This is a genomic window from Streptomyces sp. NA04227 (assembly GCF_013364195.1).
Classification (GTDB): Bacteria; Actinomycetota; Actinomycetes; order Streptomycetales; family Streptomycetaceae; genus Streptomyces.
Genome location: NZ_CP054918.1, coordinates 1,975,930 through 2,000,751, shown reverse-complemented (window position 1 = coordinate 2,000,751; position 24,822 = coordinate 1,975,930). Strand labels below are relative to the sequence as shown.

The window sequence follows — 24,822 nt, the reverse complement described above, 5'->3', positions numbered from 1 at the left end:
ACGATGCGTGCATGTCCTTGGCACTGAGCGATCTTTCGGCGTACCCGATCGTGCAGGCCCCGATGGCCGGGGGCGGCTCAACGCCCCGCCTCGCCGCCGCCGTCAGTGAGGCCGGAGGACTCGGCTGCCTGGCCGCCGGCTACAAGACCGCCGACGGCATGTACCAGGAGATCAAGCAACTGCGCGGGCTGACCGGCCGGTTCTTCGGCGTCAACCTCTTCCTGCCGCAGCCCGGCCGCACCGACGGCGCGGCCGTCGACGTCTACCGCAGCCAGCTCGGCGGCGAGTCCGCCTGGTACCGGACCCCGCTCGGCGACACCGACGTCCCCACCGACGACGGCTACGAGACCAAACTCGCCGTACTCCTCGACGATCCGGTGCCGCTGGTGTCCTTCACCTTCGGCTGTCCCAGCGCGCAGGTGGTGGAGGCGTTCGCCCGGGTCGGCACCCGCACCCTGGTCACCGTCACCAGCCCCGAGGAGGCCAGGGCCGCCCAGGACGCGGGCGCCGACGGGGTCTGCGTCCAGGGCATCGAGGCCGGCGGACACCAGGGCACCCACCGCGACGACCCCGAACTCGACGGCACCGGGACCGGGTTGCTCACCCTCCTCGCCCAGGTCCGCGAGAGCGTGGGGCTGCCCCTGGTCGCCGCCGGAGGCATCATGCGCGGCTCCCAGATCGCCGCCGTCCTCGCCGCCGGAGCGCACAGCGCCCAACTCGGCACCGCCTTCCTGGCCACCCACGAGTCCGGGGCCCACCCGCTGCACAAACACGCCCTGACCGACCCGCGGTTCCCGCGCACCGAACTCACCCGGGCGTTCTCCGGCCGCCCGGCCCGCGGCCTGGTCAACCGCTTCCTGCGCGAGCACGGCCCGTACGCCCCGGCCGCCTATCCGCAGGTGCACAGCCTGACCGCCCCGCTGCGCGGCGCCGCGGCCGAGGCGGGCGACCCGCAGGGCATGAGCCTGTGGGCGGGCCAGGGCCACCGGCTCGCACGCGCACTGCCCGCCGGACAACTCGTCGAGGTACTCGCGGCCGAACTGGCCGTGGCCACAGCAAAGGGAGGCCGGGCCTGATGACGGCGGCGGTATTCGTCACGGACACGCTTCAGGCCGATGCCCAGGGGCGGCTCGTCCTCACCGGGACCGAGGGGCGGCACGCCGTCTCGGTGAAGCGGCTGCGCCCCGGCGAGCGGATCGTCCTCACCGACGGCGCCGGCCGCTGGGCCGACTGCGAGGTGCTCGCCGCCGAGGGCAAGGACCGGCTGACCGTACGCGCCGAGGCGGTGCACGAGGAGCCGCCCGAGTCGCCCCGGCTGACCGTGGTCCAGGCCCTGCCCAAGGGCGACCGCGGCGAACTGGCCGTGGAGACCATGACGGAGACCGGCGTCGACGTCATCGTCCCCTGGTCCGCCGCGCGCTGCGTGACCCAGTGGAAGGGCGAGCGCGCCCTCAAGTCCCTTGCCAAATGGCGGGCGACGGCCCGCGAGGCGGGCAAGCAGTCCCGGCGGGTGCGCTTCCCGGAGGTCACCGAGCCGATGACCACCAAACAGGTCGCCGCGCTGCTCGCCGGGGCGCGCCTGGCGGCCGTACTGCACGAGGACCGCGACCTGGCGAGTACGCCGCTGGCCACCGCCGAACTCCCCACCGACGGGGACATCGTGCTGGTCGTGGGGCCGGAGGGAGGAGTCTCCCCGGAGGAACTGGCCGTCTTCGCCGAGGCGGGCGGCCACCCCTACCGGCTCGGGCGTAGCGTGCTGCGTACATCCACCGCGGGCACCGCCGCCGCGGCAGTGGTGCTCGGCCGCACCGGCCGCTGGTCCTGAACCGCCGCCACCAGGAGGAACCTTGGAACTCGCCCAGGTCAGGCTGCTCGTCGACGACTTCCCCGCCTGCTACCGCTTCTACGCCGAAGTCCTCGGCCTCAAGCCGCAGTCGGGCTCGCCGCAGGGCCCGTACGAGAAGTTCAGTCCGGCCACCGGATCGGCGGGCATCGCCCTCCAGGACCGCGGCGTGATGAGCGAGATCATCGGGGAACTCGGGGACGCGGTCAACGGGCACCGGTCGCTGGTCGTGCTGCGCGTGGACGACCTCGACGTCTACTGCGAGCAGATCACCGCCCGCGGCGCCGCGGTCTTCCAGGGCCCCGCACCGATGACCGACCGGATGCGGGTGGCCCATCTCAAGGACCCCGAAGGCAACTTGGTGGAACTCCAGGAGTGGCTGCTGCTCCAGGGCTGAGCCCGGTGCGTGCCCGCGTGCCCGAGCGACCCCTCTGCTCCATGCGCCCTGACGTGCACCGGCCCGGCAGGTCAAGTGATCGAAAACGGTCACCAATTGCGGCTGATGCTGCTTAGGGTGCTGTTGTGACTCAGCCTGCCTACCTTCGGTTCCCGCATCTGCACGGAGAGTTCCTCGTCTTCACGGCCGAGGACGACGTCTGGGCCGCGCCCCTCGACGGCGGCCGTGCCTGGCGGGTCAGCGCCGACAACATGCCCGTGAACCATCCGCGGATATCCCCGGACGGCACCCAGGTCGCCTGGACCTCCACGCGCGACGGGGTACCAGAGGTGTTCGTGGCGCCCCTCGAAGGCGGTCCCTCGCGGCGGCTCACGCACTGGGGCAGTGCGCGTACGAGCGTGCGCGGCTGGGCGGCCGACGGGCGGGTGCTCGCCCTCTCCACGAAGGGGCAGGCGTCGCTGCGCCGCTCCTGGGCGCATGCCGTGCCGCTGGACGGCGGCCCCGCCGAAACGCTTCCGTACGGACCGGTCGGCGACCTCGCCCACGGCCCGGGCGGCCGTGCGCTGCTGCTCTCGGTGACGATGAGCCGCGAGGCGGCCTGGTGGAAGCGGTACCGCGGCGGCACCGCGGGCAAGCTGTGGATCGCCGGTGAGGACGCACCCGGCGACTTCGCGCGCCTGCACGCCGACCTCGACGGCAACATCGAGTACCCGCTGTGGGTGGGGGAGCGGATCGCCTTCCTCTGTGACCACGAGGGCGTCGGCGCGCTGTACTCCTCGCTGCCCGACGGCACCGACCTGCGGCGGCACACCCCCGTGGACGCCGAGTCCGGGATCGGGTTCTACGCCCGGCACGCCGCCACCGACGGCAGCCGCGTCGTGTACGCGAGCGCGGGCGAACTGTGGCTGCTCGACGACCTCGACGGCGCCGAACCCCGGCGGCTGGACCTGCGGCTCGGCGGACAGCGGGTCGACATGCAGCCGTACCCGGTGAGCGCCGCCCGCTGGTTCGGCGCGGGTGCCCCCGACCACACCGGCCGCGGCAGCGCCCTCGCGGTACGCGGCACGGTCCACTGGGTCACCCACCGCGCGGGCCCCACCCGCGTCCTGGCCGCCACGCCCGGCGTCCGCGCCCGGCTGCCGCGGGCCTTCAGGGCCGACGGCGAGGAGCACGTCGTCTGGGTCACCGACGCCGAGGGCGAGGACGCCCTGGAGTTCGCGCCCGCCACCGGACTCGCCCCCGGCGCCACCCCGCGCCGCCTGGCCACCGGCCGTCTCGGCCGCGTACTCCAGCTCGCGATGGCGCCCGACGGCAGCCGCGCCGCCGTCGCCTCGCACGACGGACGGGTGCTGCTCGTCGAGCGGGAGAGCGGTGAGGTGCGCGAGGTGGACCGCAGCGAGGACGGCGAGCCGAGCGGGCTCGTCTTCTCGCCGGACTCGGCCTGGCTGGCCTGGTCCCACCCCGGACCCGAGCCGCTGCGCCAGCTCAAACTGGCCAACACCGGCGACCTGTCGGTCACCGAGGCGACCCCGCTGCGGTTCCGCGACTACTCGCCCGCCTTCACCACCGACGGTAAGCACCTGGCCTTCCTGTCCGCGCGCTCCTTCGACCCGGTCTACGACGAGCACGTCTTCGACCTGGCCTTCGTCGGCGGCAGCCGCCCGCACCTGATCACGCTGTCGGCGACCACGCCCTCCCCGTTCGGACCGCAGCGGCACGGCAGGCCCTTCGAGTCGCCCGACAAGGACGAGACCCCCGAGAGCGAGGGCGCCCCGGCGACCCGTATCGACCTCGACGGCCTCGCCGACCGCATCGTGCCCTTCCCGGTCGAGGCGGCCCGCTACTCCACCCTGCGGGCGGCCAAGGACGGACTCCTGTGGCTGCGCCACCCCGTCGAGGGCGTGCTCGGCGCCTCCCGCGCCACCCCCGACGACCCCGAGCCCAAGAACGAGCTGGAGCGCTACGACCTCCAGCAGCTGCGCTCGGAGCATCTCGCCCTGGACGTCGACCACTTCGCGGTCACCGGCGACGGCAAGCGGATCCTGCTGTGGACGGACGGCAAGCTCAAGGTGGTGCCCAGCGACCGCCGCGCCTCCCACGACGACGACAGCGACTCCAACATCACCGTCGACCTCTCCCGCGTCCGGCAGCAGGTCGAACCGGCCGCCGAATGGCGGCAGATGTACGAGGAGACCCTGCGGCTGATGCGGGACCACTTCTGGCGCGCGGACCTCGGCGGCGTCGATTTCGCGGCGGTGCGCGAGCGCTACCTGCCGCTGCTCGACCGGGTGGCCACCCACGACGACCTGGTGGACCTGCTGTACGAGGTGCACGGCGAGTTCGGTACCTCGCACGCCTACATCGTCCCCACCTCGGGCGGCGGTGGCGGCGACCGCAAGCTGGGCCTGCTCGGCGCGGACATCTCCCGTCACGAGGACGGCAGTTGGCGGGTCGACCGGATCCTGCCCTCGGAGAGCTCCGATCCGCGCGCCCGCGCGCCGCTGGCCGCGCCCGGGGTGGCCGTGCGGCCCGGCGACACCCTCCTCGCCGTGGCGGGCCGCCCGGTCGACCCGGTCACCGGCCCCGGACCGCTGCTCGTCGGTACGGCGGGCAAGCCCGTCGAACTGACCATCTCGCCCGCGGGCGGCGGCGATCCGCGGCACGCCGTGGTCGTCCCGCTCGACGACGAGGAGCCGCTGCGCTACCACGACTGGGTCGCGAACCGGCGCGCGTATGTCCACGAACACTCCGGCGGCAGGCTCGGCTATCTGCACGTCCCCGACATGCAGGCGCCGGGCTGGGCGCAGATCCACCGTGACCTGCGGGTCGAGGTGGCGCGCGAGGGCCTGGTGCTCGACGTGCGCGAGAACCGCGGCGGGCACACCTCGCAGCTGGTGGTGGAGAAGATCGCCCGCCGCGTGGTCGGCTGGGACCTGCCGCGCGGGCAGCGCGCGCACAGCTACCCGGCCGACGCGCCGCGCGGGCCGGTGGTCGCCGTCGCCGACCAGCACTCGGGTTCGGACGGCGACATCGTCAACGCCGCGATCAAGGCGCTCGGTATCGGCCCGGTCGTCGGCACCCGCACCTGGGGCGGCGTGATCGGCATCGACAGCCGCTACCGGCTCGTCGACGGCACCCTGGTCACCCAGCCCAAGTACGCCTTCTGGGTGGAGGGTTCGGGCTGGCAGGTGGAGAACTACGGCGTCGACCCGGACATCGAGGTCGTCATGACCCCGCAGGACCATGTGACCGGCCGCGACCCGCAGCTCGACGAGGCGATCCGTGTCGCCCTGGCCGCCCTGGAAGAGACCCCGGCCAAGACCCCGCCCGCGCTGCCGCCGCTGGACTGAACCGAACCGGTTGGGGTTTCTTCCCAGTTGACCGCCGCGGTACCCACCGCGGCGGTCGGCGGCCCGGCCGCTACGATGCGGGCAAACGATCAGCTGAGGTGAGGGAGAACCCGCATGCCGGGCGAACCGCAGGCCGACTGCCTGTTCTGCAAGATCGTCGCGGGCGAGGTCCCGGCGACGGTCGTACGGGAGACCGGGACCACGGTCGCCTTCCGCGACATCAACCCGCAGGCGCCGACCCACGTCCTCGTCATCCCCAAGGTCCACTACCCCGACGCCGCCTCGCTGGCCGCCGCCGAGCCGCAGGTCGCCGCCGACATACTGGCCGAGGCGGCGAAGGTGGCCGAGCACGACCAGGTCGACGCCACCGGCTACCGCATCGTCTTCAACACCGGCGCGGGCGCGGGCCAGACCGTCTTCCACACCCACGCGCACGTACTCGGCGGCCGCGGTCTGCAGTGGCCGCCCGGCTGACCCGCCGACCTGTTGTCCCGCTGACCTGCTGAGGGGACCGTTCTCCGTTGTCCGTACGTGAATTGGTGGTCCTCGGCACCGCGTCCCAGGTCCCGACGCGGCACCGCAACCACAACGGCTACGTCCTCCTCTGGGACGGTGAGGGCATCCTCTTCGACCCGGGGGAGGGCACCCAGCGCCAGATGGTGCGGGCCTCGCTGGCCGCGCACGACCTGCACCGGCTGTGCGTGACGCACTTCCACGGCGACCACTCGCTCGGGCTCGCCGGGGTGATCCAGCGCATCAACCTGGACCGGGTCCCGCACCCGGTCACCGCGCACTACCCGAAGAGCGGTCAGCGCTTCTTCGACCGGCTCCGGTACGCGACCGCCTACCGCGAGACCGTCGCCCTCACCGAGGCCCCGGTCGCCGCCGACGGCCAACTCGCCGCCACCGACTCGTACTCCCTCCACGCGTACCGGCTTTCGCACCCGGTCGAGTCCTACGGCTACCTCCTGGTGGAGCCCGACGGGCGCCGCATGCTGCCGGAGGCGCTGGCCGAGCGCGGGATCCGGGGCCCCGATGTGGGGCTGCTCCAGCGCGAGGGCGAACTGCGGGGCGTACGCCTGGACGAGGTGAGCGAGCCGCGGCGCGGGCAGCGCTTCGCCTTTGTGATGGACACCCGGATGTGCCCTGCCGTGCAGGTCCTGGCCGAGGGCTGCGACATGCTCGTCATCGAGTCGACCTTCCTCGACGAGGACACCGAACTCGCCGAGGAGTACGGCCACTTGACCGCAGGTCAGGCGGGGCGCACGGCACACGAGGCGGGCGTACGGCATCTGGTGCTGACCCACTTCAGCCAGCGGTACACCGACCCCGCGTTGTTCGCCCGGCAGGCGCGGGAGGCCGGGTTCGAGGGTGAACTCACGGTGGCGGCCGACCTGATGCGGGTGCCGTTGCCGAAGCGGCGCTGAGCGCGGGCGCGTACTCCTGGGTGCGCGCAGGGGTGCGCGCGGGCTCGGGCGCGGGAGCCCCGGCGCGAAGGGTGCGGGGGTGTGTGCGCCGGGGCGGGAGCGGCGGGGCGTGCGGGCCTCAGCCTCCGGCGGACGAGGTGCCGCCGCGCGCTCCGTGCGGTCCGGCGGGGCCGTAGGCCCGCTGGCCCAGGCGAGGGACCGGTACCGCGATCTCCACGACCTCCTGTTCGGGGGCGCCCACTTGCGGGACCGAGGGGGCGGGCGCGCCGGTGGCTCCGGCCACGAAGGCGCCGGCCAGACCGCCGCGGCGGCGGATCGCGCCCGGCAGCAGGGGCCGTCCCGCGGTGTGCAGGGTGACACCGGTCAGCGGCACCACGAGCAGCATGAGCCCGGCGCACAGCAGCAGCCCCATGCCCCGGTAACCGGCGAGCGAGGACAGGACGCTGCCCACGACGGGGCCGCACGCGGTGCCCAGCGCCGAGGCCGAGCCGACCAGAGCGGCCCAGCGCCCGCGCGGGTCGAGGGAGGCGGCGAGACCGATCAGATAGGACAGCACCACCGGGTACAGGGTGTTCCACGTGATCTGCCCGGAGGCGAAGACGACGGGCGTGGTGGCGCAGGCGGTGACCACTATGCAGCAGCCGATCAGTGCCGTGCCCGCCGCGGTCGGCACCGCCCGTCCGAGCCGGGAACCGAGGGCTCCGGCGCCCACGACACCGAGCAGTCCGGCGCCGAGAGCCGCGGCGAAGACCGCGCCGACGGCGACCTCGCTCATGCCCGCCTGGTCCAGGCCGATCCGGCCGCTCACACCCCACAGCGAGTTCTGCGCCATCGACCAGAGGAGCATTCCCCCGGCGAGGACCAGGCCCGCACGCCGGAACGGGAGCGGACCGGGCTCCGACGCGCGCGCCTCGGCGGCGGCGCCGTCCGCCGCGCGCAGACGGCCTGCGGCGGGCAGTGTGAGCAGCGCGGTGACGGCCAGGGCGGCGAACGGCAGCGCGTGCCCGCCCCCGAACCGAGGGATCGTCAGATACAGGAGCCCCGCGAGCGCGGAGACACCGAACAGGCCCGCCGTCGACGTACGGTGCGGGTCGTCCTCGCCCGCGATCCTCGCCGCCGCCACGGTCGTCGCCGTCCCCGAACCGAACCCGCCGACCATCACGCCCGCCACGACCGTCGCGAGATGAGGCCAGAGCGCGGCGGTCCCGTAGCCGACGGCGGCGAGCAGGAGTCCGGCCCGGGCGACCGCCGCCGGGCCCAGCCGGTCGACGCGTCCGGCCAGCAGGAACCCGGCGGAGGCCGAGCCCAGGAGCAGCGCGCTGCCGATCAACCCGGCCGCGGCGGGCCGCAGATGCAGCCCTGCGTCGAGGCGGCTGACGACCGTGGGCAGGAGATAGGTGGCGAGATAGCCGGCCGTGAACAGGGCTACGAGCGACCAGGAGGTGCGGCGGGAGGACACGGGCGTTCCCAAGGCGTGCGGAAAAGGGGCAGGGGAGGGTGGGGCGGGGGCGGTACGAGGGGGAGGAGCCGCGCGCGTTCGGGCGCACGGAACCAGGGCAGGGCGGGGCGAGGAAGGGCGGGGCGGAGCGAGGAAGGGCAGGGCGAGGAACGCAGGGCGAGCAGGCCGGAGGAGCCGGGCGGGGCCAGGGATCAGGACGAACCCGAGGGGCCGGAAACCGGGGACCGGTGGCCGGGGAAGGGGTGTTGCCGGGACTGCGGCCGGACGCCGTTCGACGGGGCCGCGCGGCAATTTGTATCAAGCACGCACTGCCGGAAAGAAGCCAGGGTTATGTGATCTGGGTCACACTTGGTTTGGTGTCGCGTTTGCCGGGTAACTCGACTTCTCGGTTCGCTCGTAAACCGGGAGTATGCGCAGGTCAGGATGTGTCTGTGCGGGCTGGTTCGCTACGAAACTCCCCGGCTCCCCGGCGCCGTCGTGCCGCACCTTGATCGTTGATATTCGGCCAGTCGGCTGCGGGCCGACGGAGCTGCCCGACCCGCCCCCGGGAGCGCGGCGCGGCAGCAGTCCGGGCCGCATCCACCGTAAATCCGTGCACGTGGCCGCCCGATGCCCGGCGGGGCGCGCTCGCTCTGCGCCTGGGCGCACGCCCCTACGCGGGGCGTGCGCCGGGCGTTCGGACACGCGCCCCGCCCCGGCGCTCACGCCTGTGCGCGGCGCGGGCGTGAGCGCGTGGGTCTCAGGCGTGCGCGGCTGCCGCCCGCTCCAGGATCCGCGCGGCCACGGCGGGTGAGTCCACCAGCGGATGCAGGGCCAGCGCGCGCAGCGCCGCCTCGCGCTCCTTGAACAGGGCGGCCTCCACGGTCGCCGTCTCGACCGCCTTCAGCTGGAGCACGAGACCCAGCTCGGCGGGCCCCAACGGCGCTGCGGGCAGCGTCCGCACGCCGTCCGCCCCCACCTCGCACACGGTCTCGACGATCGCCTCCGCGTCGAGCGCGGGCAGCACCGGGTCCGTCGCGCCGTTGCGCACATTGAGGATCAGCCGCGTCCGTCGGTCCTCGGCGATGGCCCGCATCAGGGCGAGCGCGACCTGGTCGTAGCCGCCCCCGTCGAGGTCGCAACTGTCGCGCTGCCAGCCGCCGGTGGCCGCCCGGCTCTCGGCCATGTACGTCTCCTCCCGGCCGAGCCGGGTGGCCTCCCACAGCTCGTACGCACGCTCCGGCTCACGCTCGGCGCGCGCGAAGAAGTCCCCCTGCTGATGGTCGAGGAAGGCTCCGCGCGTCTCCTCGACCGTGCGCACCGCGGCCAGCGTCTCGCGGCGGAAGTAGTAGTAGTGCAGGTACTCGTTGGGCAGCGAACCGAGCGCGCGTAGCCACGGGGCGCCGAACAGCCTGCCCTCCTCGAAGGAGCCGAGCGCGCCCTCGTCGGCCAGCAGCCCGGGCAGCAGCTCCCGCCCCCGTTCGTCGCGCAACGACCGCAGCCAGCCGAGGTGGTTGAGCCCGACATAGTCGTACGAGACCGTGGCCGGATCCGCCCCCGCGGCGCGCGCCGCCCTGCGCACCAGGCCCACCGGCGAATCGCAGATGCCGATCACACGGTCGCCGAGCACCGAGGCCATCGCCTGCGTCACCATCCCCGCCGGATTGGTGAAGTTGATGACCCAGGCCCGGGGCGCGAGCGCGGCCACCCGCTCGGCGATCCGCAGCGCCACCGGAATCGTGCGCAGCCCGTACAGCACCCCGCCCGCCCCGACCGTCTCCTGGCCGAGCACCCCCTCCGCGAGCGGAACCGACTCGTCGCGCACCCGCCCCGCGGTGCCGCCCACCCGGATCGCGGAGAACACGAAGTCGGCGTCCCGCACGGCCTCGTCGAGGTCGTTCGCCACCCGTACCTCCGGCCCCGGCGGCAGCCCGCCGAGCACCGAGCGGATCACACCGATCCGGCGCGGATCGGTGTCGTACAGCGTCACCCGGGACACCTCGCTGCCCGCCAGCGCCCGGTAGACCAGGGGCACACGGAATCCGCCACCGCCGAGAATCGTCAGCCTCATGCCGCGGAACATACCCCCGGCGGCGGCACACCCCCGCGCCGCGGCCCATCAGGCACACTGACCTGACCCGGACCACCAGGGGAGCGCACCGTGAGCACGCAGGACAAGGGCCCGTCGGCCGAGCCGGGCCGGCTGGATCCGCTGGCCGGTCTGCGTATGCCCGAGGACCCGTCCTGCGACGTGTACCTGACCGGCACGGTCTTTCTCGACATCATCTTCACCGGCCTGGACAGCGCCCCCGTACGCGGCACCGAGTCCTGGGCGCGCGGCATGGGCTCGAGCCCCGGCGGCGTGGCCAACATGGCCACCGCCCTGGCCCGCCTCGGCCTGCACACCACCCTGGCCGCCGCCTTCGGCGACGACCACTACGGCGACTACTGCTGGGACGCGCTCGCCGACGGCGAGGGCATCGACCTCGCCCCCTCACGGCGGGTGCGCGGCTGGCACTCCCCGGTCACCGTCTCCATGGCCTACGAGGGCGAACGCACCATGGTGTCCCACGGCCACGAACCGCCGCCGGAGGAACCCGCCCCGCACTGCCCGCCGCGCGCCCGCGCCGCCGTCGCCTCACTGCCCGGCGGCGAACCGGCACCATGGATCGCCGAGGCCGCCCGCCACGGCACCCGCGTCTTCGGGGACGTCGGCTGGGACGACACCGGCCGCTGGGATCTGGCCGCGCTCACCGGACTCGAACACTGCGAGGCCTTCCTCCCCAACGCCGAGGAGGCCATGCGCTACACCCGCGCGGACAGCCCCGAACAGGCCGCGCACCGCCTCGCCGAACGCGTCCGGCTGGCCGTCGTGACTCTCGGCTCCGAAGGCGCGTACGCCGTCGACGCGGGCACCGGCGAGACCGCCAGGGTCCCCGCGATCGCCGTGGAGGCCCTGGACCCGACCGGCGCGGGCGACGTGTTCGTGGCCGGATTCCTCACCGGCACCCTCGCCGACTGGCCGCTCGCCGACCGGCTCGCCTTCGCCGGGCTCACGGCCGCGCTGTCCGTGCAGGAATTCGGCGGCTCGCTGTCCGCGCCCGGCTGGGAGGAGGTGGCCGCCTGGTGGCGGCGCGTCCGCTCGGTCTCCGGTCAGCACCCGGCCGCCCTGGACCGCTACGCCTTCCTGGACGACCTGCTGCCGACCCGGTGCGGCCGCCCCTGGCCGCTGCGCCGCGCGGTGCCGACCATCGGCTTCGGCGGGGGCGACTGAGCGGGCGCGGAACGTGTCCCGGGGCGCTGCTCATGCGGGCAATCCGTACCCGGGATGGCTGCCGGATCGCACACCAGTGCGACCTCTGTGCGCGCGAACGAAAAGCCCTCTGCGTTGTCACCTGCCCGTCGTAGTCTGGGAACTGCAGCAAGGCGCCCCGACGAGGGGCACGGCCAGGCGGCGAGAGCCCCGCAATGAGGAGGATGAGCAGGCCTACAGAGCCGGCCCATGACCCAATCACCCACAGCTCACGACCCCGCGCAGGGACCGGCGCGAGCCCAGTTCACCGTTCCGGCCAAGCACCCGATGGTCACGGTGCTCGGATCCGGCGACTCCCTTCTGCGCGTGATCGAGAAGTCCTTTCCCGGCACGGACATCCACGTCCGCGGGAACGAGATCAGCGCCGTCGGCGATGCCCACGAAGTCGCCTTGGTGCAGCGCCTGTTCGACGAGATGATGCTGGTGCTCCGCACCGGGCAGCCGATGACGGAGGACGCGGTGGAACGCTCCATCGCCATGCTCAGGGCGAGCGAGAACGGCGAACAGGGCGCTCCGGAGGAGACCCCCGCCGAGGTGCTCACGCAGAACATCCTCTCCTCGCGCGGGCGCACCATCCGCCCCAAGACCCTCAACCAGAAGCGCTATGTCGACGCCATCGACAAGCACACCGTCGTCTTCGGCATCGGCCCCGCGGGCACCGGCAAGACCTATCTCGCCATGGCCAAGGCGGTCCAGGCCCTGCAGTCCAAGCAGGTCAACCGGATCATCCTGACCCGCCCCGCGGTGGAGGCCGGTGAGCGCCTCGGCTTCCTGCCCGGCACGCTCTACGAGAAGATCGACCCCTACCTGCGCCCGCTCTACGACGCGCTGCACGACATGCTCGACCCGGACTCCATCCCCCGGCTCATGGCGGCGGGCACCATCGAGGTGGCACCGCTGGCGTACATGCGCGGACGCACGCTCAACGACGCCTTCATCATTCTCGACGAGGCGCAGAACACCAATCCCGAGCAGATGAAGATGTTCCTGACCCGGCTCGGTTTCGAGTCCAAGATCGTGATCACCGGTGACGTGACGCAGATCGACCTGCCGAGCGGCACCAAGAGCGGTCTGCGCCAGGTCCAGGACATCCTCGAAGGCGTGGACGACGTCCACTTCTCACGTCTCACCTCCCACGACGTCGTACGCCACCGTCTGGTGGGCCGTATCGTCGACGCCTACGAGAGGTACGACAACGAGAACGGCACGCCGGGCGGCACCCAGTCCCGGCGCAACGGGAAGTAGACCAGGCGGACATGTCGATCGACGTCAACAACGAATCCGGTACCGAACTGGACGAACAGGCGGTGCTCGACATCGCCCGTTACGCCCTGGCCCGGATGCGTATCCACCCGCTCTCCGAGCTCTCGGTGATCGTGGTCGACACCGAGGCCATGGAGCAACTGCACATGCAGTGGATGGACCTGCCGGGTCCGACCGACGTCATGTCCTTCCCGATGGACGAACTCAGGCCGCCCGCCAAGGACGAGGACGAGCCGCCGCAGGGTCTCCTCGGCGACATCGTCCTGTGTCCCGAGGTCGCCGAACGGCAGGGCAAGGAAGCGCCGACGCAGCACTCCATGGACGAGGAGCTCCAGCTCCTGACCGTCCACGGAGTGCTGCACCTGCTCGGCTACGACCACGAAGCACCCGACGAGAAGGCGGAGATGTTCTCGCTGCAGGCGGCCATCGTCGACGGCTGGCGTGCCGAGAAGGGGCTGACCGGCCCCTCTCCGGCGCCCACGGTCTCCTGACCCCGTGAACACCCAGCTGATCCTCGGCGCGGTCGCGCTGGTGGTCGTGGCCTGGCTCGCCGCCTGTGCGGAGGCCGGTCTCGCCAGGACCTCCAGCTTCCGCGCCGAGGAGGCCCTGCGCAGCGGCCGCCGCGGCAGCGCCAAACTCGCCCAGGTCGCCGCCGACCCCACCCGCTATCTCAACGTCGCCCTGCTCGTCCGGGTGGCCTGCGAGATGGCCGCCGCCGCTCTGGTCACCTACGCCTGCCTGGAGGAGTTCGACCGGACCTGGGAGGCCCTGCTGGTCGCCATCGGCGTGATGGTGCTCGTCAGCTATGTCGCCGTCGGCGTCTCACCGCGCACCATCGGCCGCCAGCACCCGCTGAACACGGCCACCGCGGCGTCCTACGTACTGCTGCCGCTGGCCCGCGTCATGGGCCCGATCCCGCCGCTGCTCATCCTCATCGGCAACGCCCTGACCCCCGGAAAGGGCTTCAGGCGCGGCCCGTTCGCCTCCGAGGCCGAACTGCGCGCCATGGTCGACCTCGCCGAGAAGGAGTCGCTCATCGAGGACGAGGAGCGCCGCATGGTGCACTCCGTCTTCGAACTCGGCGACACCCTGGTACGCGAGGTGATGGTGCCGCGCACCGACCTCGTCGTGGTCGAGCGGTACCGGACGATCCGGCAGGCACTCACCCTGGCGCTGCGCTCCGGCTTCTCCCGGATGCCGGTGACCGGGGAGAACGAGGACGACATCGTCGGCGTCGTCTACCTCAAGGACCTGGCCCGCAAGACCCACATCAGCCGCGACGCGGAGTCCGAGCTGGTCTCCACCGCCATGCGCCCGGCCTCCTTCGTCCCCGACACCAAGAACGCCGGTGACCTGCTGCGCGAGATGCAGCAGGAACGCAACCACGTCGCCGTCGTCATCGACGAGTACGGCGGCACCGCGGGCATCGTCACCATCGAGGACATCCTCGAGGAGATCGTCGGCGAGATCACCGACGAGTACGACCGTGAACTCCCGCCCGTGGAGGACCTCGGCGAGCAGCGGCACCGTGTCACCGCCCGCCTCGACATCGGCGACCTCGGCGAGCTGTACGGCCTGGAGGCCTACGACGACGAGGACGTGGAAACCGTCGGCGGCCTGCTCGCCAAGGCGCTCGGCCGGGTGCCGATCGCGGGCGCGAGCGCGGTCGTCGACCTGCCCGACGGACGCGCACTGCGCCTGACCGCCGAGGCCGCGGCCGGACGCCGCAACAAGATCGCGACGGTCGTGGTGGAGCCCGTCGGCGCCGACACGGAAACCGCGGCCGAGGAAGAGTAGGGCCGAGGAGAGACTGGAGGAGGGTCAGCGGATGACTCCCGAGCAACTGCGCGCGTTCTGCCTCTCGTTCAACGCCTCCGTCGAGGAGTTCCCGTTCAATCCGGACACCTCTGTCTTCAAGGTCCTCGGCAAGGTCTTCGCGATCACTCGTCTCGACGCCGAACCGCTGACCGTCTCCCTCAAGTGCGACCCGGACGAGGCGGTGCGGCTGCGCGCCGATCACCCCGAAATCGTCCCCGGCTACCACCTCAACAAGCGCCACTGGAACACCGTGACCGTCGGGCCGCTGCCCGTCCGCCAGGTCCGTGAACTGATCGAGGACTCCTACGACTTGGTGGTGGCCGGGCTGCCGAAGGCCGAGCGGCTCCGGCTCGACCGGGCTTGAGAGGCAAGGGCCGCGGATCGGGACCCGGAGGGTCGGGGCTCGGTGACCAGCGGGGTGACAGTGGGACGCGGGGAGAACAAGCGCCGGGCAGCAGGCGGCGGGTAGAGGCAGCGGGGGAACGGATGACAGGGGAAGCGGTGGCCGACGCGAGCACCAAGGCGGACGGGCAGCGAAGCCGCCGGAACGAACTGCGTGAATTCCTCATGAGCCGCCGCGCCCGCATCTCGCCCGCCGAGGCCGGGCTTCCCGGCGGAGGCGCCCGGCGCCGTACGCCGGGTCTGCGGCGCGAGGAGGTCGCGGTACTGGCCGGGGTCGGCGCCTCCTGGTACCAGTGGCTGGAACAGGGCCGCGCCATCACGGTGTCGCCGCAAGTCCTGGACGCCGTTGCCCGGGTACTGAGGCTCACCGGCGCCGAACGCCGCCACCTCTACGCGCTCGCCGGACTGAACCCGCCCCGCCCCGAGGTCGACCGGGCCGCCCTCGACGTGAGCGAGGGCCTCCACCGCCTGATCGACACCTGGATGCCCTACCCGGCGCACATCATGGACATCCACTGGAACTGCGTCACCTTCAACGACGCCGCCGCGACCGTACTGGGCATGCGTGCCGAGTCCCCGCAGAACTGCCTCGTCGCCTACTTCACCGACCCGCTCTACCGAGAGCGTGCCAAGAGCTGGGAGACCAACGCCCCACAGGTCGTCGCCCACTTCCGGGCCGCCTACTCGGACCACCCCGAGGACGAGGGCTTCGCCGAACTGGTCGCCGAACTCGGCGAACTGAGCGAGGAGTTCGTGGAGTTGTGGAACCGTCGCGACGTCGTCACCGGAGGGATGATGGCCAAGGAACTCGCCCATCCCGTGGTCGGCGCCCTGCACGTCGAATCAACCCAGCTCAAGGTCCCCGCCCGCCCGGACCTGAGCATCGTCCTGCACAACCCCCAACCGCACACCGACACCGCCCGGAAACTGGAGTGGCTCGCCTCACCGGAGGGACGTCGCGGGGCGAGGTATCCGGTGGCGGTGGGGTAGCGGGTGCCGGCGCTGGTGCGCTGAGCGGGGTGCCGCCGATGGCCTGATCGCGAGGCAATGCGTCGCGACTCCCCGAAGCCACTGTCAGTGGTGACGTGCATGATGTCGGTCATGGAACCTTCCCAGGCCATTGAGCTGCTGTGGACCCGAATGCAGGCCCGGGACTGGGCAGGCGTCGGCGAGCTGCTGGCGGACGACGTAGTAGTGGAATGGCCCGTCAGCGGCGAACGCATCCGCGGCCGGGAGAACTACGTACGCGTCAACGCGGAGTACCCGGAGGGCTGGTCGATCAAGGTCCTCCGCATCCTGGCGTCCGGAAACGATGTCGTTTCCGAGGTCGAGGTCCCGCACGTCACGATGGGCGTCCACCGGGTGGCGTCCTTCTGGACCGTCCACAACGGCCTGGTCATCAGCGGTCGCGAGTACTGGACGGAGTTGGGAGCAGACCCTTGCCCGGCATGGCGGGCCCCGTACGTCGAGCGCATCTGAGCATTGCCGGGCACGGCAGGATGCCGATGCGGGCCAGCAGCGGGCCACGTGCCGTCATCCTTCGTCTTCCCTCCCTTCAGCGGGTGAGTGCCCGAGTCGTGAGCACTCGGCCGCTGGAGACCGTCAACTACCGCCAAACGAGGCACATTCGCCGTCATGCGACGTGAAGGTGGTCAGGAGTTGGTGGTTCAGCGCCGGAACCGTGTGGCGCGGGTTGGCAGTTGAGGCTGGGTGCTGGGTGCTGGGTGCTGGGTGCTGGGTGCTGGGTGCTGGGTGCTGGGTGCTGGGTGCTGGGTGCTGGCATTGGCGCAGGGGGAGCCGGTTGCCGGTCGGGCCGCTGCGAGATGGCTTCGCGTGCAGCGCGGTCGCTCAAAGAACAGCCGACGTCAGTGGGCGGCGTGAACGAGTCTCTCTGCTGGGCAAGCCCACTGCAGACGCCCCGACAAGGCTCCGTATGCTCGGAACATGACCGAGAGCAACGCGATCAGCCCCGAGGACCGCAAGATCGTCACCCTGGCCCGTGCGGCTCGTGCCCGCAACGGTGTGCCCGAGGGCGCCGCAGTGCGTGACGAGACCGGCCGCACCTACGTCGCCGGGACGGTCGCCCTCGACTCCCTCAAGCTGAGCGCGCTGCAGACCGCCGTCGCGATGGCGGTCGCCTCGGGCGCCAAGTCCCTGGAAGCGGCGGCCGTGGTCACCGAGGCCGAGAACGCCGCCGAGCCCGACCGCGCGGCGGTACGCGACCTCGGCGGCAGCGGCACTCCGGTACTCGTCGCCGGACCCGACGGCGAAGTCCACACCGTGCTCTCCACGGACTGAGTTCCTACGGACCGGGTTACGGACCGGGTTCCTACGCGCTACGGGCTGTGCCCCACTCGCCGTGGCTTCAGAGCCGAGGTGCGCAGGTCACAGCCCCGCAGGCCGCAGCCCGCACGTCGCGCCGTGCCGGTCACAGCCCGCCGCCCCGCAGCCCGCAGCCGCACGTCACAACGCGTCAGGTCCCCGCTCGCCGGTACGCACGCGTACCACCGAGTCGACCGGGACCACCCAGACCTTGCCGTCACCGATGCGCCCGGTCTGCGCCGCACGCACGATCGCGTCCACGGCATCGTCCGCGTCGGCGTCCTCGACGACGATCTCGATGCGCACCTTCGGCACGAGGTCGACCTTGTACTCCGCACCCCGATACACCTCGGTGTGCCCGCCCTGGCGCCCGTAACCGCTGGCCTCGGTGACGGTCAGACCGTTCACCCCGAGTTCCTGCAGGGCGCTCTTCACCTCGTCGAGGCGGAACGGCTTGACGATCGCCGTGATGAGCTTCATGCGGACGGGCTCCTGTCCTTCGTGACCGCGGGGGAGTTGTGCGGAGCGCCATGCCCCAGCACGCCGTGATCGTAGGCGGTTTCCGCGTGCACGGTCTGGTCGAGCCCCGTCATCTCCTCCTCGGCGGAGGCCCTGAAGCCCATGGCACGGTCGATCGCCTTGCCGATCACCCAGGTCACCGCGAAGGTGTACGCGGCCACCACTGCCACGGCGACGGCCTGCTTGCCGAGCTGGCCCAGCCCACCTCCGTAGAACAGGCCCTCCTTTCCTCCCGTCATCGCCTCGGTGGCGAACAGGCCAATCAGCAAGGTGCCCACGACACCGCCGACGAAGTGCACCCCCACCACGTCCAGCGAATCGTCATAGCCCAGCCGGAACTTCCACGCCACGGCGTACGAGCAGACCACTCCTGCGGTCAGCCCGACCGCCGCACCGCCCACGACTCCCACGGTCCCGCAGGCCGGGGTGATCGCCACCAGCCCGGCCACCGCACCCGAGGCAGCACCGAAGGTCGTCGGGTGACCGTCGCGGACCTGCTCCACGACCAGCCAGCCGAGCAGTCCCGTACATCCGGCGACCAGAGTGTTCAGCAGCGATGCGGCGGCAAGTCCGTTGGCGCCGAGGGCGGAACCGCCGTTGAAGCCGAGCCAGCCGAACCACAGCAGACCCGCACCGAGCATCACCAGCGGCAGGTTGTGCGGACGCATCGCGTCCTTCTTGAACCCGAGACGCGGACCGATCACCAGCGCGAGCGCCAGCCCCGAGGCGCCGGAGGCGATTTCCACCACCAGGCCGCCCGCGAAGTCCATGGCTCCCAGGCTCTGGGAGATCCAGCCGTCCGGCCCCCAGACCCAGTGCGCCACCGGAACGTATACGAGCAGCGTCCACACCGGCACGAACACCAGCCAGGCCGCGAACTTCGTACGGTCGGCCACCGCACCGCTGATCAGCGCCGCCGTGATGACGGCGAAGGTCAGCTGGAAGGTGCTGAACAGCAGAGTCGGCACGCTCCCGGACACGTCGTCCGGTCCGATGTCCGCCATCCCGACATGGTCGAGATTGCCGATCAGCCCGCCGAAGGCGTCGTCACCGAAGGCCAGCGAGTAGCCCGCGATCAGCCAGACCACGGTGACGAGCGCGATCGAGACGAAGCTCATCATGAGCATGTTGAGCACGCTCTTCGTGCGCACCATGCCGCCGTAGAAGAGCGCGAGGCCCGGGGTCATGAGCAGGACTAGTGCGGTGGCAGCGAGCAGCCAGGCGGTGTCGCCGCTGTCGATGCCGGCCGCCAGGGTCACGGTCTGCACGGTCAGTCTCCTGAGGGTCGGGGGAGACTGAGAGCGTCACGGTGGTTCGTTTCGGCCCGTGCACGTCGGTGTTTCCTCTGTGTTTCGCGTTGCCCGAGCGTTTCGGAAATCTCACAGTGCGGCCGCGCTCCCGCGATCAGGGACAATGGTCGCCATGAGCGTTCACAGCGATCCCACCAAGCCTTCCGAATCTCCTCACCGGTCCGGCTTTGCCTGCTTTGTGGGCCGCCCCAATGCGGGCAAGTCCACCCTGACGAACGCTCTCGTGGGTCAGAAAGTCGCGATTACCTCCAATCGTCCTCAGACCACCCGTCACACGGTGCGCGGGATCGTGCACCGTCCCGACGCCCAGCTCGTCCTTGTCGACACCCCGGGCCTGCACAAGCCGCGCACTCTGCTCGGTGAGCGCCTGAACGACGTGGTGCGCACCACCTGGGCCGAGGTCGACGTCATCGGTTTCTGTCTGCCCGCCGACCAGAAGATCGGTCCCGGCGACCGCTTCATCGCCAAGGAACTCGCGACGATCAAGCGAACCCCCAAGGTCGCCATCGTCACCAAGACCGACCTCGCCGACCCGAAGGCCCTCGCCGAGCAGTTGATCGCCGTCGACCAGCTCGGCAAGGAGCTGGGCTTCGAGTGGGCGGAGATCGTTCCCGTCTCGGCGGTGGGCGGCAAGCAGGTCTCGCTCCTCGCGGACCTCCTGGTGCCGCTGCTGCCCGAAGGCCCGACCCTCTACCCCGAGGGCGACCTCACCGACGAGCCCGAGCAGATCATGGTCGCCGAGCTCATTCGCGAGGCGGCACTCGAAGGTGTGCGGGACGAACTTCCCCACTCGATCGCCGTGGTGGTCGAGGAGATGCTCCCTCGTGAGGACCGGCCCGCGGACAAGCCCCTGTTGGACATTCACGCCAACCTGTTCATCGAGCGCCCCAGCCAGAAGGGCATCGTGATCGGCCCCAAGGGCAAGCGCCTCAAGGACGTCGGTGTGAAGTCCCGCAAGCAGATCGAGGCACTCCTCGGCACCCCTGTCTTCCTCGACCTTCATGTGAAGGTCGCGAAGGACTGGCAGCGCGACCCCAAGCAGTTGCGCCGCCTCGGCTTCTGAGACAGCGGGCGAAGGGCCGGTTGTCGGGAACGGCGGGCTGGTCCCTTTCCCTGTCTCGCCCACATGACTCGGCAGCCATGCCCCGGAGCTTCGTCCAGCTCATTCTCGTAAGGAGCCTCCTGGTTCCGTCAGTTGACTGGGTCTTTCCGGGCCTTGTCCCTTCTGCGCTCCGGCTGGCTTTCTTGGGGCGCGCTCTACGAAATTCGGCTGCTCCGGCTCCCTTCTGATTCTGATCGTCGGCTGATTTGCGGCGATGTCCGAGCACGGGACGTTGCACAGATCGTCGGCGCCGAGCCCTTTTCGCTGCCTTGAGCCGCCCCGTTTCTAGAATTCGTTCTCGTCGGCCCACTCCCACTCCTCATCGGACGGGGCCAAGGATTCGAGGGTTTCCGTGTCCATGTCCTGGAAGCCCACGACCCGGAGCAGTTCGAGCTTTTCGTAGGACTCCGTTCCGGGGCGCGCGGTATGGACGATGAGGAGCTGGTCCCCGCCCTGACTGAGCAGGACCTCGCAGTCCAGTTCCAGCAGTCCTACGAGCGGGTGCTGGAAGCGCTTGGTCTCAGCGCGCCGTATGGCGACGTCGTGCGACTTCCACAGTCCGCGGAACTCTTCGCTCTTCTTACGGAGTTCGGCGACGAGCTGCGCCGGCTCGGGGTCGTCGGGCCTGGCCGCTGTCACGGCGCGCAGATTGGCTACGTGTGAACGGGCTAGTGCCGCATGGTCCTCCTCGGGAAACAGAGTGCGGGCATCGGGGTCGGTGAAGAATCGGCGGATCAGATTGTTCTGGCCGGGAGGGGCCTCGCCGGTGAGCGCTGCGGCCATGCAGTTCTGCGCCAGCAACTCGCCGTAGTCGGTGACGATTTGGGCCGGGGTGTCGTGCAGTCGGTCGAGTATGAGGAGCAGCCCGGGCCGCACGTGTCGCCCCGCGGGCCCGGAACGAGGCGGCTCCTCGCCCGCCAGATGGAACAGGTGATCGCGCTCGTCGTCGGTCAGCCGTAATGCGCGGGCCAGCGAGGCGAGCAGTTGCCGCGACGGCCGCGGTCCGCGCCGCTGTTCCAAGCGTGTGTAGTAGTCGACGGACATTCCGGCGAGCTGTGCCACTTCTTCGCGGCGCAGCCCTGGCGTCCGGCGGCGTCCGCCTGCCTCCAGACCCACGTCGGAGGGGGCGAGGCGGGCACGTCCGCGACGTAGGAAATCGGCGAGCTGAGGTCGGTCGAGTCGATTCACGGATTCAGCATTACCCGTGCCTCGGCCGTTATCCAGGGACTGCTGATCCCTGGATCGGCAGTCCTCTCCCACTTCGCACTCGGACCCCTGAGTCTTGCAATTGCGACCGCGGCAGACCGCTCGAAGAGCCCGATGCCACGGCCTGAGACGAACCCTGAACTTCCCGGCGCAGCAGGCAAGGAGACCCGCCGCTGTGCGCCGCCGGAGAAGAAGACTCACGGAGAGGAACACCTCATGCTCACGTTGGTAACTGGTGCCACGGGCCAGGTGGGAAAGCGCTTTGTCCCCCGGCTGATGCGACAGCTTGAGGACGGTGAAGGGGTCCGCGTGCTCGTGCGCGACGAAGCGCAGGCCGAGCCCTTCGCGCGGATGGGCGCGGAGGTCGTGCGAGGGGATCTGCGCGACAGCCACGCCCTCAAAGAAGCGGTCGAGGGTGTTGATGCCGTGGTCAATGTGGCCGCCGCTTTCCGCGGCGTCGGGGGAGAGGAGGTGTGGGAGGTCAACTGCGATGCGGCAGTGGCCCTTGGCCGGGCCGCGGCCGCCGTGGGCGTGCGGCGCTTCGTCCAGGTGAGCACCGGCCTGGTGTACGGATCGGGCAGGGACCGCCCTCTTACCGAGACCGACGAATCACTGCCCGGCGGACCGATGTGGGGCGACTATCCCGAGTCGAAGATCGCTGCGGAACGGGAGTTGCTCTCGATGCCGGGACTCGACGTCCGCGTGGGGCGTCTCGCCTTTGTGTACGGCGAGGGCGATCCGCACCTCGCCCAGTCCCTGCGCTGGGCGGGGGAGTGGTCGGCGACGAAGCGGCTGCACATGGTGCATCACGTGGATGTGGCGCAGGCGCTCCTGCGTCTGCTGCAGGCCCCCGGAATCGCCGGACGCGTCTACAACATCGCCGACGACGCACCGGTGACAGCCGTGGAACTGCATCAACTCAACGGCTCCCCGCTGCCGTCCCAGCTCTACGAACGCACCGACCCGGACCCCTGGTTCGGGCTGATGTCCACGCATCGCCTCCGCAGGGAACTGGGATTCCGTCCGGTGTTCCCCACGGTCTTCCGGGCCCAGGACGCGGGCGCACTGTGACCATGCGGAGGGCCGGGAGGAGGAGGCCAGGTCGGGAGGTACGGGGAGCAGGAGGGACTCAAGCCCCTTCCTTCAACACCCGTGAGATGAGCTTGCGTTGGGGCTCGGTCAGGCCGGGGTCCGCGCAGTACGCGGTGTGGCCGTCCACGGTGAGCAGATAGCTGAAACCGTCGGGCACTCCGGTGGGCGGGGAGGCGTCGGCCGCTGTCAGTGCCTCCTCGGCCAGGGCCTGCCAGTCCCGAGCGTCGGCACGGTCGGCGGTGTCGATCTCGGCCTCGCGCTCGATGGCGGCGAAGCCTCCTGTGCGTTTCACCCGGATAAGCATGGACTCCCGACCCGTGTAGTGAGGGATGTGCAGGCCCGGACCGGAGGATCCGACCGTGGCCCGACTGCTCGACCCAATCCTCCCTCCCGTAAAGCCGTAGCCGGGCGGCCGGGTTCGGCCGAATCCATCGGCCGAACCCGAAGACCTCACACCAGCCGCCAGTCGCCAGCCGCCAACAGAGAGGAGAAGTGCAACGAACCCGGAGGAGACGGGCTAGACCCAGAGACGGAGAGGGCGATTGAGACCGGACAGAGATGGCGATTGCAGGAGGCAGGAGGGGAGAAGGCGACTGAAGGAGAGGGAGCGAGGCCGGGAGGGTCGATCAGGCGAAGCCCCGCCGTTCACCATCCACTCCCAGCGCGCCCTCCAAGCGCCAACTCCCGGCCTGTCTCACCCTCCCCCCTCTCCCCTCACTCTCACTCCGTCGTCACGCCGACCTGAGTCCACGCCTTGGTGACCGCTTCCTGTTCCGCTCCGTCGCCGTAGCGGTCCTTGGCGGCCTTCAGCGTCAGGCGGGCGAAGGTGGCGAAGTCCGCGTCGGAGCCGAGGTGGCCGCCGGTGAGGACGTCGTACCAGATCTGTCCGGCACGCTCCCAGGCGTGACCGCCGAGGGCGTCGGCGAAGAGGTAGAAGGCGCGGTTGGGGATGCCGGAGTTGATGTGGACGCCGCCGTTGTCGCTGTCGGTGCGGACGTAGTCCTTCATGTTGGCGGGCTGGGGGTCCTTGCCGAGGACATCGTCGTCGTAGGCGGTGCCGGGGGCCTTCATGGAGCGCAGAGCCTTGCCCGTCACCTCGGGGGCGAGCAGGCCGGCGCCGATGAGCCAGTCGGCCTCGGCCGCGGTCTGGCCGAGCGCGTACTGCTTGATCAGGGAGCCGAAGACGTCGGAGACGGACTCGTTGAGGGCGCCGGACTGGTCGGCGTAGTTGAGGTTCGCGGTGTGCTGGGTGACGCCGTGGGTGAGTTCGTGCCCGATGACGTCGAGAGGGAGGGTGAAGTCCAGGAAGATCTCGCCGTCACCGTCGCCGAAGACCATCTGGTCGCCGTTCCAGAAGGCGTTGTTGTACTCGCGGTCGTAGTGGACCGTGGCGATGAGGGGCATGCCCCGGCCGTCGATGGAGGAGCGGCGGTAGGCCTTGAAGAACAGCTCGAACGTCGCACCGAGACCGGAGTACGCCCGGTTGACGGTGGCGTCCTTGCCGGGCTGGTCGCCCTCGGCGCGCACCCTGCGGCCCGGGAGGGCGGTGGCGTGGCCCGCGTCGTGGATGGAGCGGTTGGGTTCGTCGGGTTCACCGGCGGGAGCGGCGGCCGGGCGCGGACCGGCAGCGGCGGTGAGGCTGCGCCGGGTGCGTTCGAGGGTGTCGCGTTCGAGGGTGCGGCGGGCGCAGTCCGAGACGGTGGGGTTGCCGTGGCGGGACAGGGCGTCGAGGAGGTGCGGCGGGACGATGGTGCAGAAGACAGGGGTGACGGGGGTGATGTGGGTGTCAGTGCTCATAAAGGCACTGTGACAGCGGGTGCCCGGACAGTCACTACACGCGATGGAGGTTGGCGAAATTGGGTGATAGATCACCGAATGGTCTTTACAGGGCGCCGGTCCCGCATACTGATACGGATCCGCGCGCGGCGGTGCGGCTCGGTAAGGTGCACGCATCATGCGTTTCGGGCTGCTTCTCCTTAGCTGCCGCGGTGAGGGCCTGTAGTCGAGGCCGACCCCCTCC

At 71.0% G+C, this 24,822-nt stretch carries 23 protein-coding genes; 16 read left to right on the top strand and 7 right to left on the bottom strand.

The annotated features are described in order from the left end of the window. Positions 1-11 precede the first annotated feature (11 nt). From HUT18_RS08350 to HUT18_RS08325, 6 genes are all read left to right on the top strand, one after another. Complete coding sequence (locus tag HUT18_RS08350) at positions 12-1,076, top strand: nitronate monooxygenase (RefSeq protein ID WP_176099190.1); 1,065 nt, start codon at positions 12-14, stop codon at positions 1,074-1,076. Beyond that, on the top strand, positions 1,076-1,825 hold the full coding sequence (locus tag HUT18_RS08345; protein WP_176099189.1) for a 16S rRNA (uracil(1498)-N(3))-methyltransferase: 750 nt from the start codon (positions 1,076-1,078) through the stop codon (positions 1,823-1,825). Before HUT18_RS08350 ends, HUT18_RS08345 begins: the two co-directional genes overlap by 1 nt. A 22-nt stretch (positions 1,826-1,847) precedes the next feature. After that, positions 1,848-2,240: a VOC family protein gene (locus HUT18_RS08340; RefSeq protein WP_176099188.1), complete on the top strand. Its 393-nt coding sequence runs from the start codon at positions 1,848-1,850 to the stop codon at positions 2,238-2,240. Between the two features lie 125 nt (positions 2,241-2,365). After that, positions 2,366-5,590, top strand: coding sequence for a S41 family peptidase (locus tag HUT18_RS08335; RefSeq protein ID WP_176099187.1), 3,225 nt, complete (start codon positions 2,366-2,368; stop codon positions 5,588-5,590). A gap of 114 nt (positions 5,591-5,704) precedes the next feature. Then, positions 5,705-6,064 (top strand): histidine triad nucleotide-binding protein, encoded by a 360-nt coding sequence (locus HUT18_RS08330; protein WP_176099185.1) that lies wholly within the window; start codon positions 5,705-5,707, stop codon positions 6,062-6,064. 47 nt (positions 6,065-6,111) lie between these two features. After that, positions 6,112-7,017, top strand: coding sequence for a ribonuclease Z (locus HUT18_RS08325; RefSeq protein WP_176099183.1), 906 nt, complete (start codon positions 6,112-6,114; stop codon positions 7,015-7,017). A 118-nt stretch (positions 7,018-7,135) separates the two neighbouring features. On the opposite strand, the gene HUT18_RS08320 is transcribed toward HUT18_RS08325, so the two are convergent. After that, complete coding sequence (locus tag HUT18_RS08320; RefSeq protein WP_176099181.1) at positions 7,136-8,476, bottom strand: MFS transporter; 1,341 nt, start codon at positions 8,474-8,476, stop codon at positions 7,136-7,138. A 739-nt stretch (positions 8,477-9,215) separates the two neighbouring features. Then, complete coding sequence (locus tag HUT18_RS08315) at positions 9,216-10,526, bottom strand: 6-phospho-beta-glucosidase (RefSeq protein WP_176099179.1); 1,311 nt, start codon at positions 10,524-10,526, stop codon at positions 9,216-9,218. A 156-nt stretch (positions 10,527-10,682) separates the two neighbouring features. Here HUT18_RS08315 and HUT18_RS08310 point away from each other — a divergent pair, with 156 nt between their 5' ends. The 8 genes from HUT18_RS08310 to HUT18_RS08275 all read left to right on the top strand — a co-directional run bounded on the left by HUT18_RS08310 (position 10,683) and on the right by HUT18_RS08275 (position 17,549). Then, positions 10,683-11,729: a carbohydrate kinase family protein gene (locus HUT18_RS08310; RefSeq protein WP_176104367.1), complete on the top strand. Its 1,047-nt coding sequence runs from the start codon at positions 10,683-10,685 to the stop codon at positions 11,727-11,729. Positions 11,730-11,957: 228 nt separating this feature from the next. Beyond that, a complete protein-coding gene (locus tag HUT18_RS08305; protein ID WP_176099177.1) occupies positions 11,958-13,013 on the top strand; it encodes a PhoH family protein in 1,056 nt (351 codons plus the stop codon). An 11-nt stretch (positions 13,014-13,024) separates the two neighbouring features. Then, positions 13,025-13,522, top strand: a complete 498-nt coding sequence (ybeY, locus tag HUT18_RS08300; RefSeq protein WP_176099176.1) for an rRNA maturation RNase YbeY — start codon at positions 13,025-13,027, stop codon at positions 13,520-13,522. A gap of 4 nt (positions 13,523-13,526) precedes the next feature. Next, complete coding sequence (locus HUT18_RS08295) at positions 13,527-14,828, top strand: hemolysin family protein (RefSeq protein ID WP_176099174.1); 1,302 nt, start codon at positions 13,527-13,529, stop codon at positions 14,826-14,828. A 31-nt stretch (positions 14,829-14,859) separates the two neighbouring features. Continuing rightward, a complete protein-coding gene (locus HUT18_RS08290; protein WP_176099172.1) occupies positions 14,860-15,213 on the top strand; it encodes an MmcQ/YjbR family DNA-binding protein in 354 nt (117 codons plus the stop codon). 203 nt (positions 15,214-15,416) lie between these two features. Further along, positions 15,417-16,241 (top strand): helix-turn-helix transcriptional regulator, encoded by an 825-nt coding sequence (locus tag HUT18_RS08285; RefSeq protein WP_254878949.1) that lies wholly within the window; start codon positions 15,417-15,419, stop codon positions 16,239-16,241. Positions 16,242-16,352: 111 nt separating this feature from the next. Next, entirely contained in the window at positions 16,353-16,730 is a 378-nt protein-coding gene (locus HUT18_RS08280) for a nuclear transport factor 2 family protein (RefSeq protein WP_176099169.1), read from the top strand. Positions 16,731-17,195: 465 nt separating this feature from the next. Then, entirely contained in the window at positions 17,196-17,549 is a 354-nt protein-coding gene (locus HUT18_RS08275; RefSeq protein WP_176099167.1) for a cytidine deaminase, read from the top strand. A gap of 165 nt (positions 17,550-17,714) precedes the next feature. Here the strand turns inward: HUT18_RS08275 and HUT18_RS08270 are convergent, their stop codons facing one another. Next, positions 17,715-18,053: a P-II family nitrogen regulator gene (locus HUT18_RS08270; protein ID WP_176099166.1), complete on the bottom strand. Its 339-nt coding sequence runs from the start codon at positions 18,051-18,053 to the stop codon at positions 17,715-17,717. Continuing rightward, positions 18,050-19,360 carry an ammonium transporter gene (locus HUT18_RS08265; protein ID WP_176099164.1) on the bottom strand — a complete coding sequence of 437 codons (1,311 nt, stop codon included), beginning with the start codon at positions 19,358-19,360 and terminating at the stop codon, positions 18,050-18,052. The genes HUT18_RS08270 and HUT18_RS08265 overlap by 4 nt, the downstream gene beginning before the upstream one ends. A 145-nt stretch (positions 19,361-19,505) precedes the next feature. Between HUT18_RS08265 and era the strand changes: the two genes are divergently transcribed. Next, positions 19,506-20,465 carry a GTPase Era gene (gene era / locus HUT18_RS08260; protein WP_176099162.1) on the top strand — a complete coding sequence of 320 codons (960 nt, stop codon included), beginning with the start codon at positions 19,506-19,508 and terminating at the stop codon, positions 20,463-20,465. Between the two features lie 324 nt (positions 20,466-20,789). Here the strand turns inward: era and HUT18_RS08255 are convergent, their stop codons facing one another. Further along, a complete protein-coding gene (locus HUT18_RS08255; RefSeq protein ID WP_176099160.1) occupies positions 20,790-21,692 on the bottom strand; it encodes a helix-turn-helix transcriptional regulator in 903 nt (300 codons plus the stop codon). Between the two features lie 234 nt (positions 21,693-21,926). Here HUT18_RS08255 and HUT18_RS08250 point away from each other — a divergent pair, with 234 nt between their 5' ends. Continuing rightward, positions 21,927-22,781: an NAD(P)-dependent oxidoreductase gene (locus HUT18_RS08250; RefSeq protein WP_176099158.1), complete on the top strand. Its 855-nt coding sequence runs from the start codon at positions 21,927-21,929 to the stop codon at positions 22,779-22,781. Positions 22,782-22,839: 58 nt separating this feature from the next. Here HUT18_RS08250 and HUT18_RS08245 read toward each other — a convergent pair whose 3' ends face one another. Both HUT18_RS08245 and HUT18_RS08240 read right to left on the bottom strand, forming a co-directional pair. After that, positions 22,840-23,106 carry a protealysin inhibitor emfourin gene (locus HUT18_RS08245; RefSeq protein WP_176099156.1) on the bottom strand — a complete coding sequence of 89 codons (267 nt, stop codon included), beginning with the start codon at positions 23,104-23,106 and terminating at the stop codon, positions 22,840-22,842. A 416-nt stretch (positions 23,107-23,522) separates the two neighbouring features. Then, entirely contained in the window at positions 23,523-24,599 is a 1,077-nt protein-coding gene (locus HUT18_RS08240) for a M4 family metallopeptidase (RefSeq protein WP_176099154.1), read from the bottom strand. Positions 24,600-24,822 lie beyond the last annotated feature (223 nt).

Coding starts and splice junctions, on each gene's coding strand:
- HUT18_RS08290 (WP_176099172.1), top strand. CDS start 14,860: ATGACTCCCGAGCAACTGCGCGCGTTCTGCCTCTCGTTCAACGCCTCC.
- HUT18_RS08245 (WP_176099156.1), bottom strand. CDS start 23,106: ATGCTTATCCGGGTGAAACGCACAGGAGGCTTCGCCGCCATCGAGCGC.
- ybeY (WP_176099176.1), top strand. CDS start 13,025: ATGTCGATCGACGTCAACAACGAATCCGGTACCGAACTGGACGAACAG.
- HUT18_RS08285 (WP_254878949.1), top strand. CDS start 15,417: ATGAGCCGCCGCGCCCGCATCTCGCCCGCCGAGGCCGGGCTTCCCGGC.
- HUT18_RS08345 (WP_176099189.1), top strand. CDS start 1,076: ATGACGGCGGCGGTATTCGTCACGGACACGCTTCAGGCCGATGCCCAG.
- HUT18_RS08305 (WP_176099177.1), top strand. CDS start 11,958: ATGACCCAATCACCCACAGCTCACGACCCCGCGCAGGGACCGGCGCGA.
- HUT18_RS08250 (WP_176099158.1), top strand. CDS start 21,927: ATGCTCACGTTGGTAACTGGTGCCACGGGCCAGGTGGGAAAGCGCTTT.
- era (WP_176099162.1), top strand. CDS start 19,506: ATGGTCGCCATGAGCGTTCACAGCGATCCCACCAAGCCTTCCGAATCT.
- HUT18_RS08270 (WP_176099166.1), bottom strand. CDS start 18,053: ATGAAGCTCATCACGGCGATCGTCAAGCCGTTCCGCCTCGACGAGGTG.
- HUT18_RS08280 (WP_176099169.1), top strand. CDS start 16,353: ATGGAACCTTCCCAGGCCATTGAGCTGCTGTGGACCCGAATGCAGGCC.
- HUT18_RS08350 (WP_176099190.1), top strand. CDS start 12: ATGTCCTTGGCACTGAGCGATCTTTCGGCGTACCCGATCGTGCAGGCC.
- HUT18_RS08240 (WP_176099154.1), bottom strand. CDS start 24,599: ATGAGCACTGACACCCACATCACCCCCGTCACCCCTGTCTTCTGCACC.
- HUT18_RS08310 (WP_176104367.1), top strand. CDS start 10,683: ATGCCCGAGGACCCGTCCTGCGACGTGTACCTGACCGGCACGGTCTTT.
- HUT18_RS08275 (WP_176099167.1), top strand. CDS start 17,196: ATGACCGAGAGCAACGCGATCAGCCCCGAGGACCGCAAGATCGTCACC.
- HUT18_RS08330 (WP_176099185.1), top strand. CDS start 5,705: ATGCCGGGCGAACCGCAGGCCGACTGCCTGTTCTGCAAGATCGTCGCG.
- HUT18_RS08315 (WP_176099179.1), bottom strand. CDS start 10,526: ATGAGGCTGACGATTCTCGGCGGTGGCGGATTCCGTGTGCCCCTGGTC.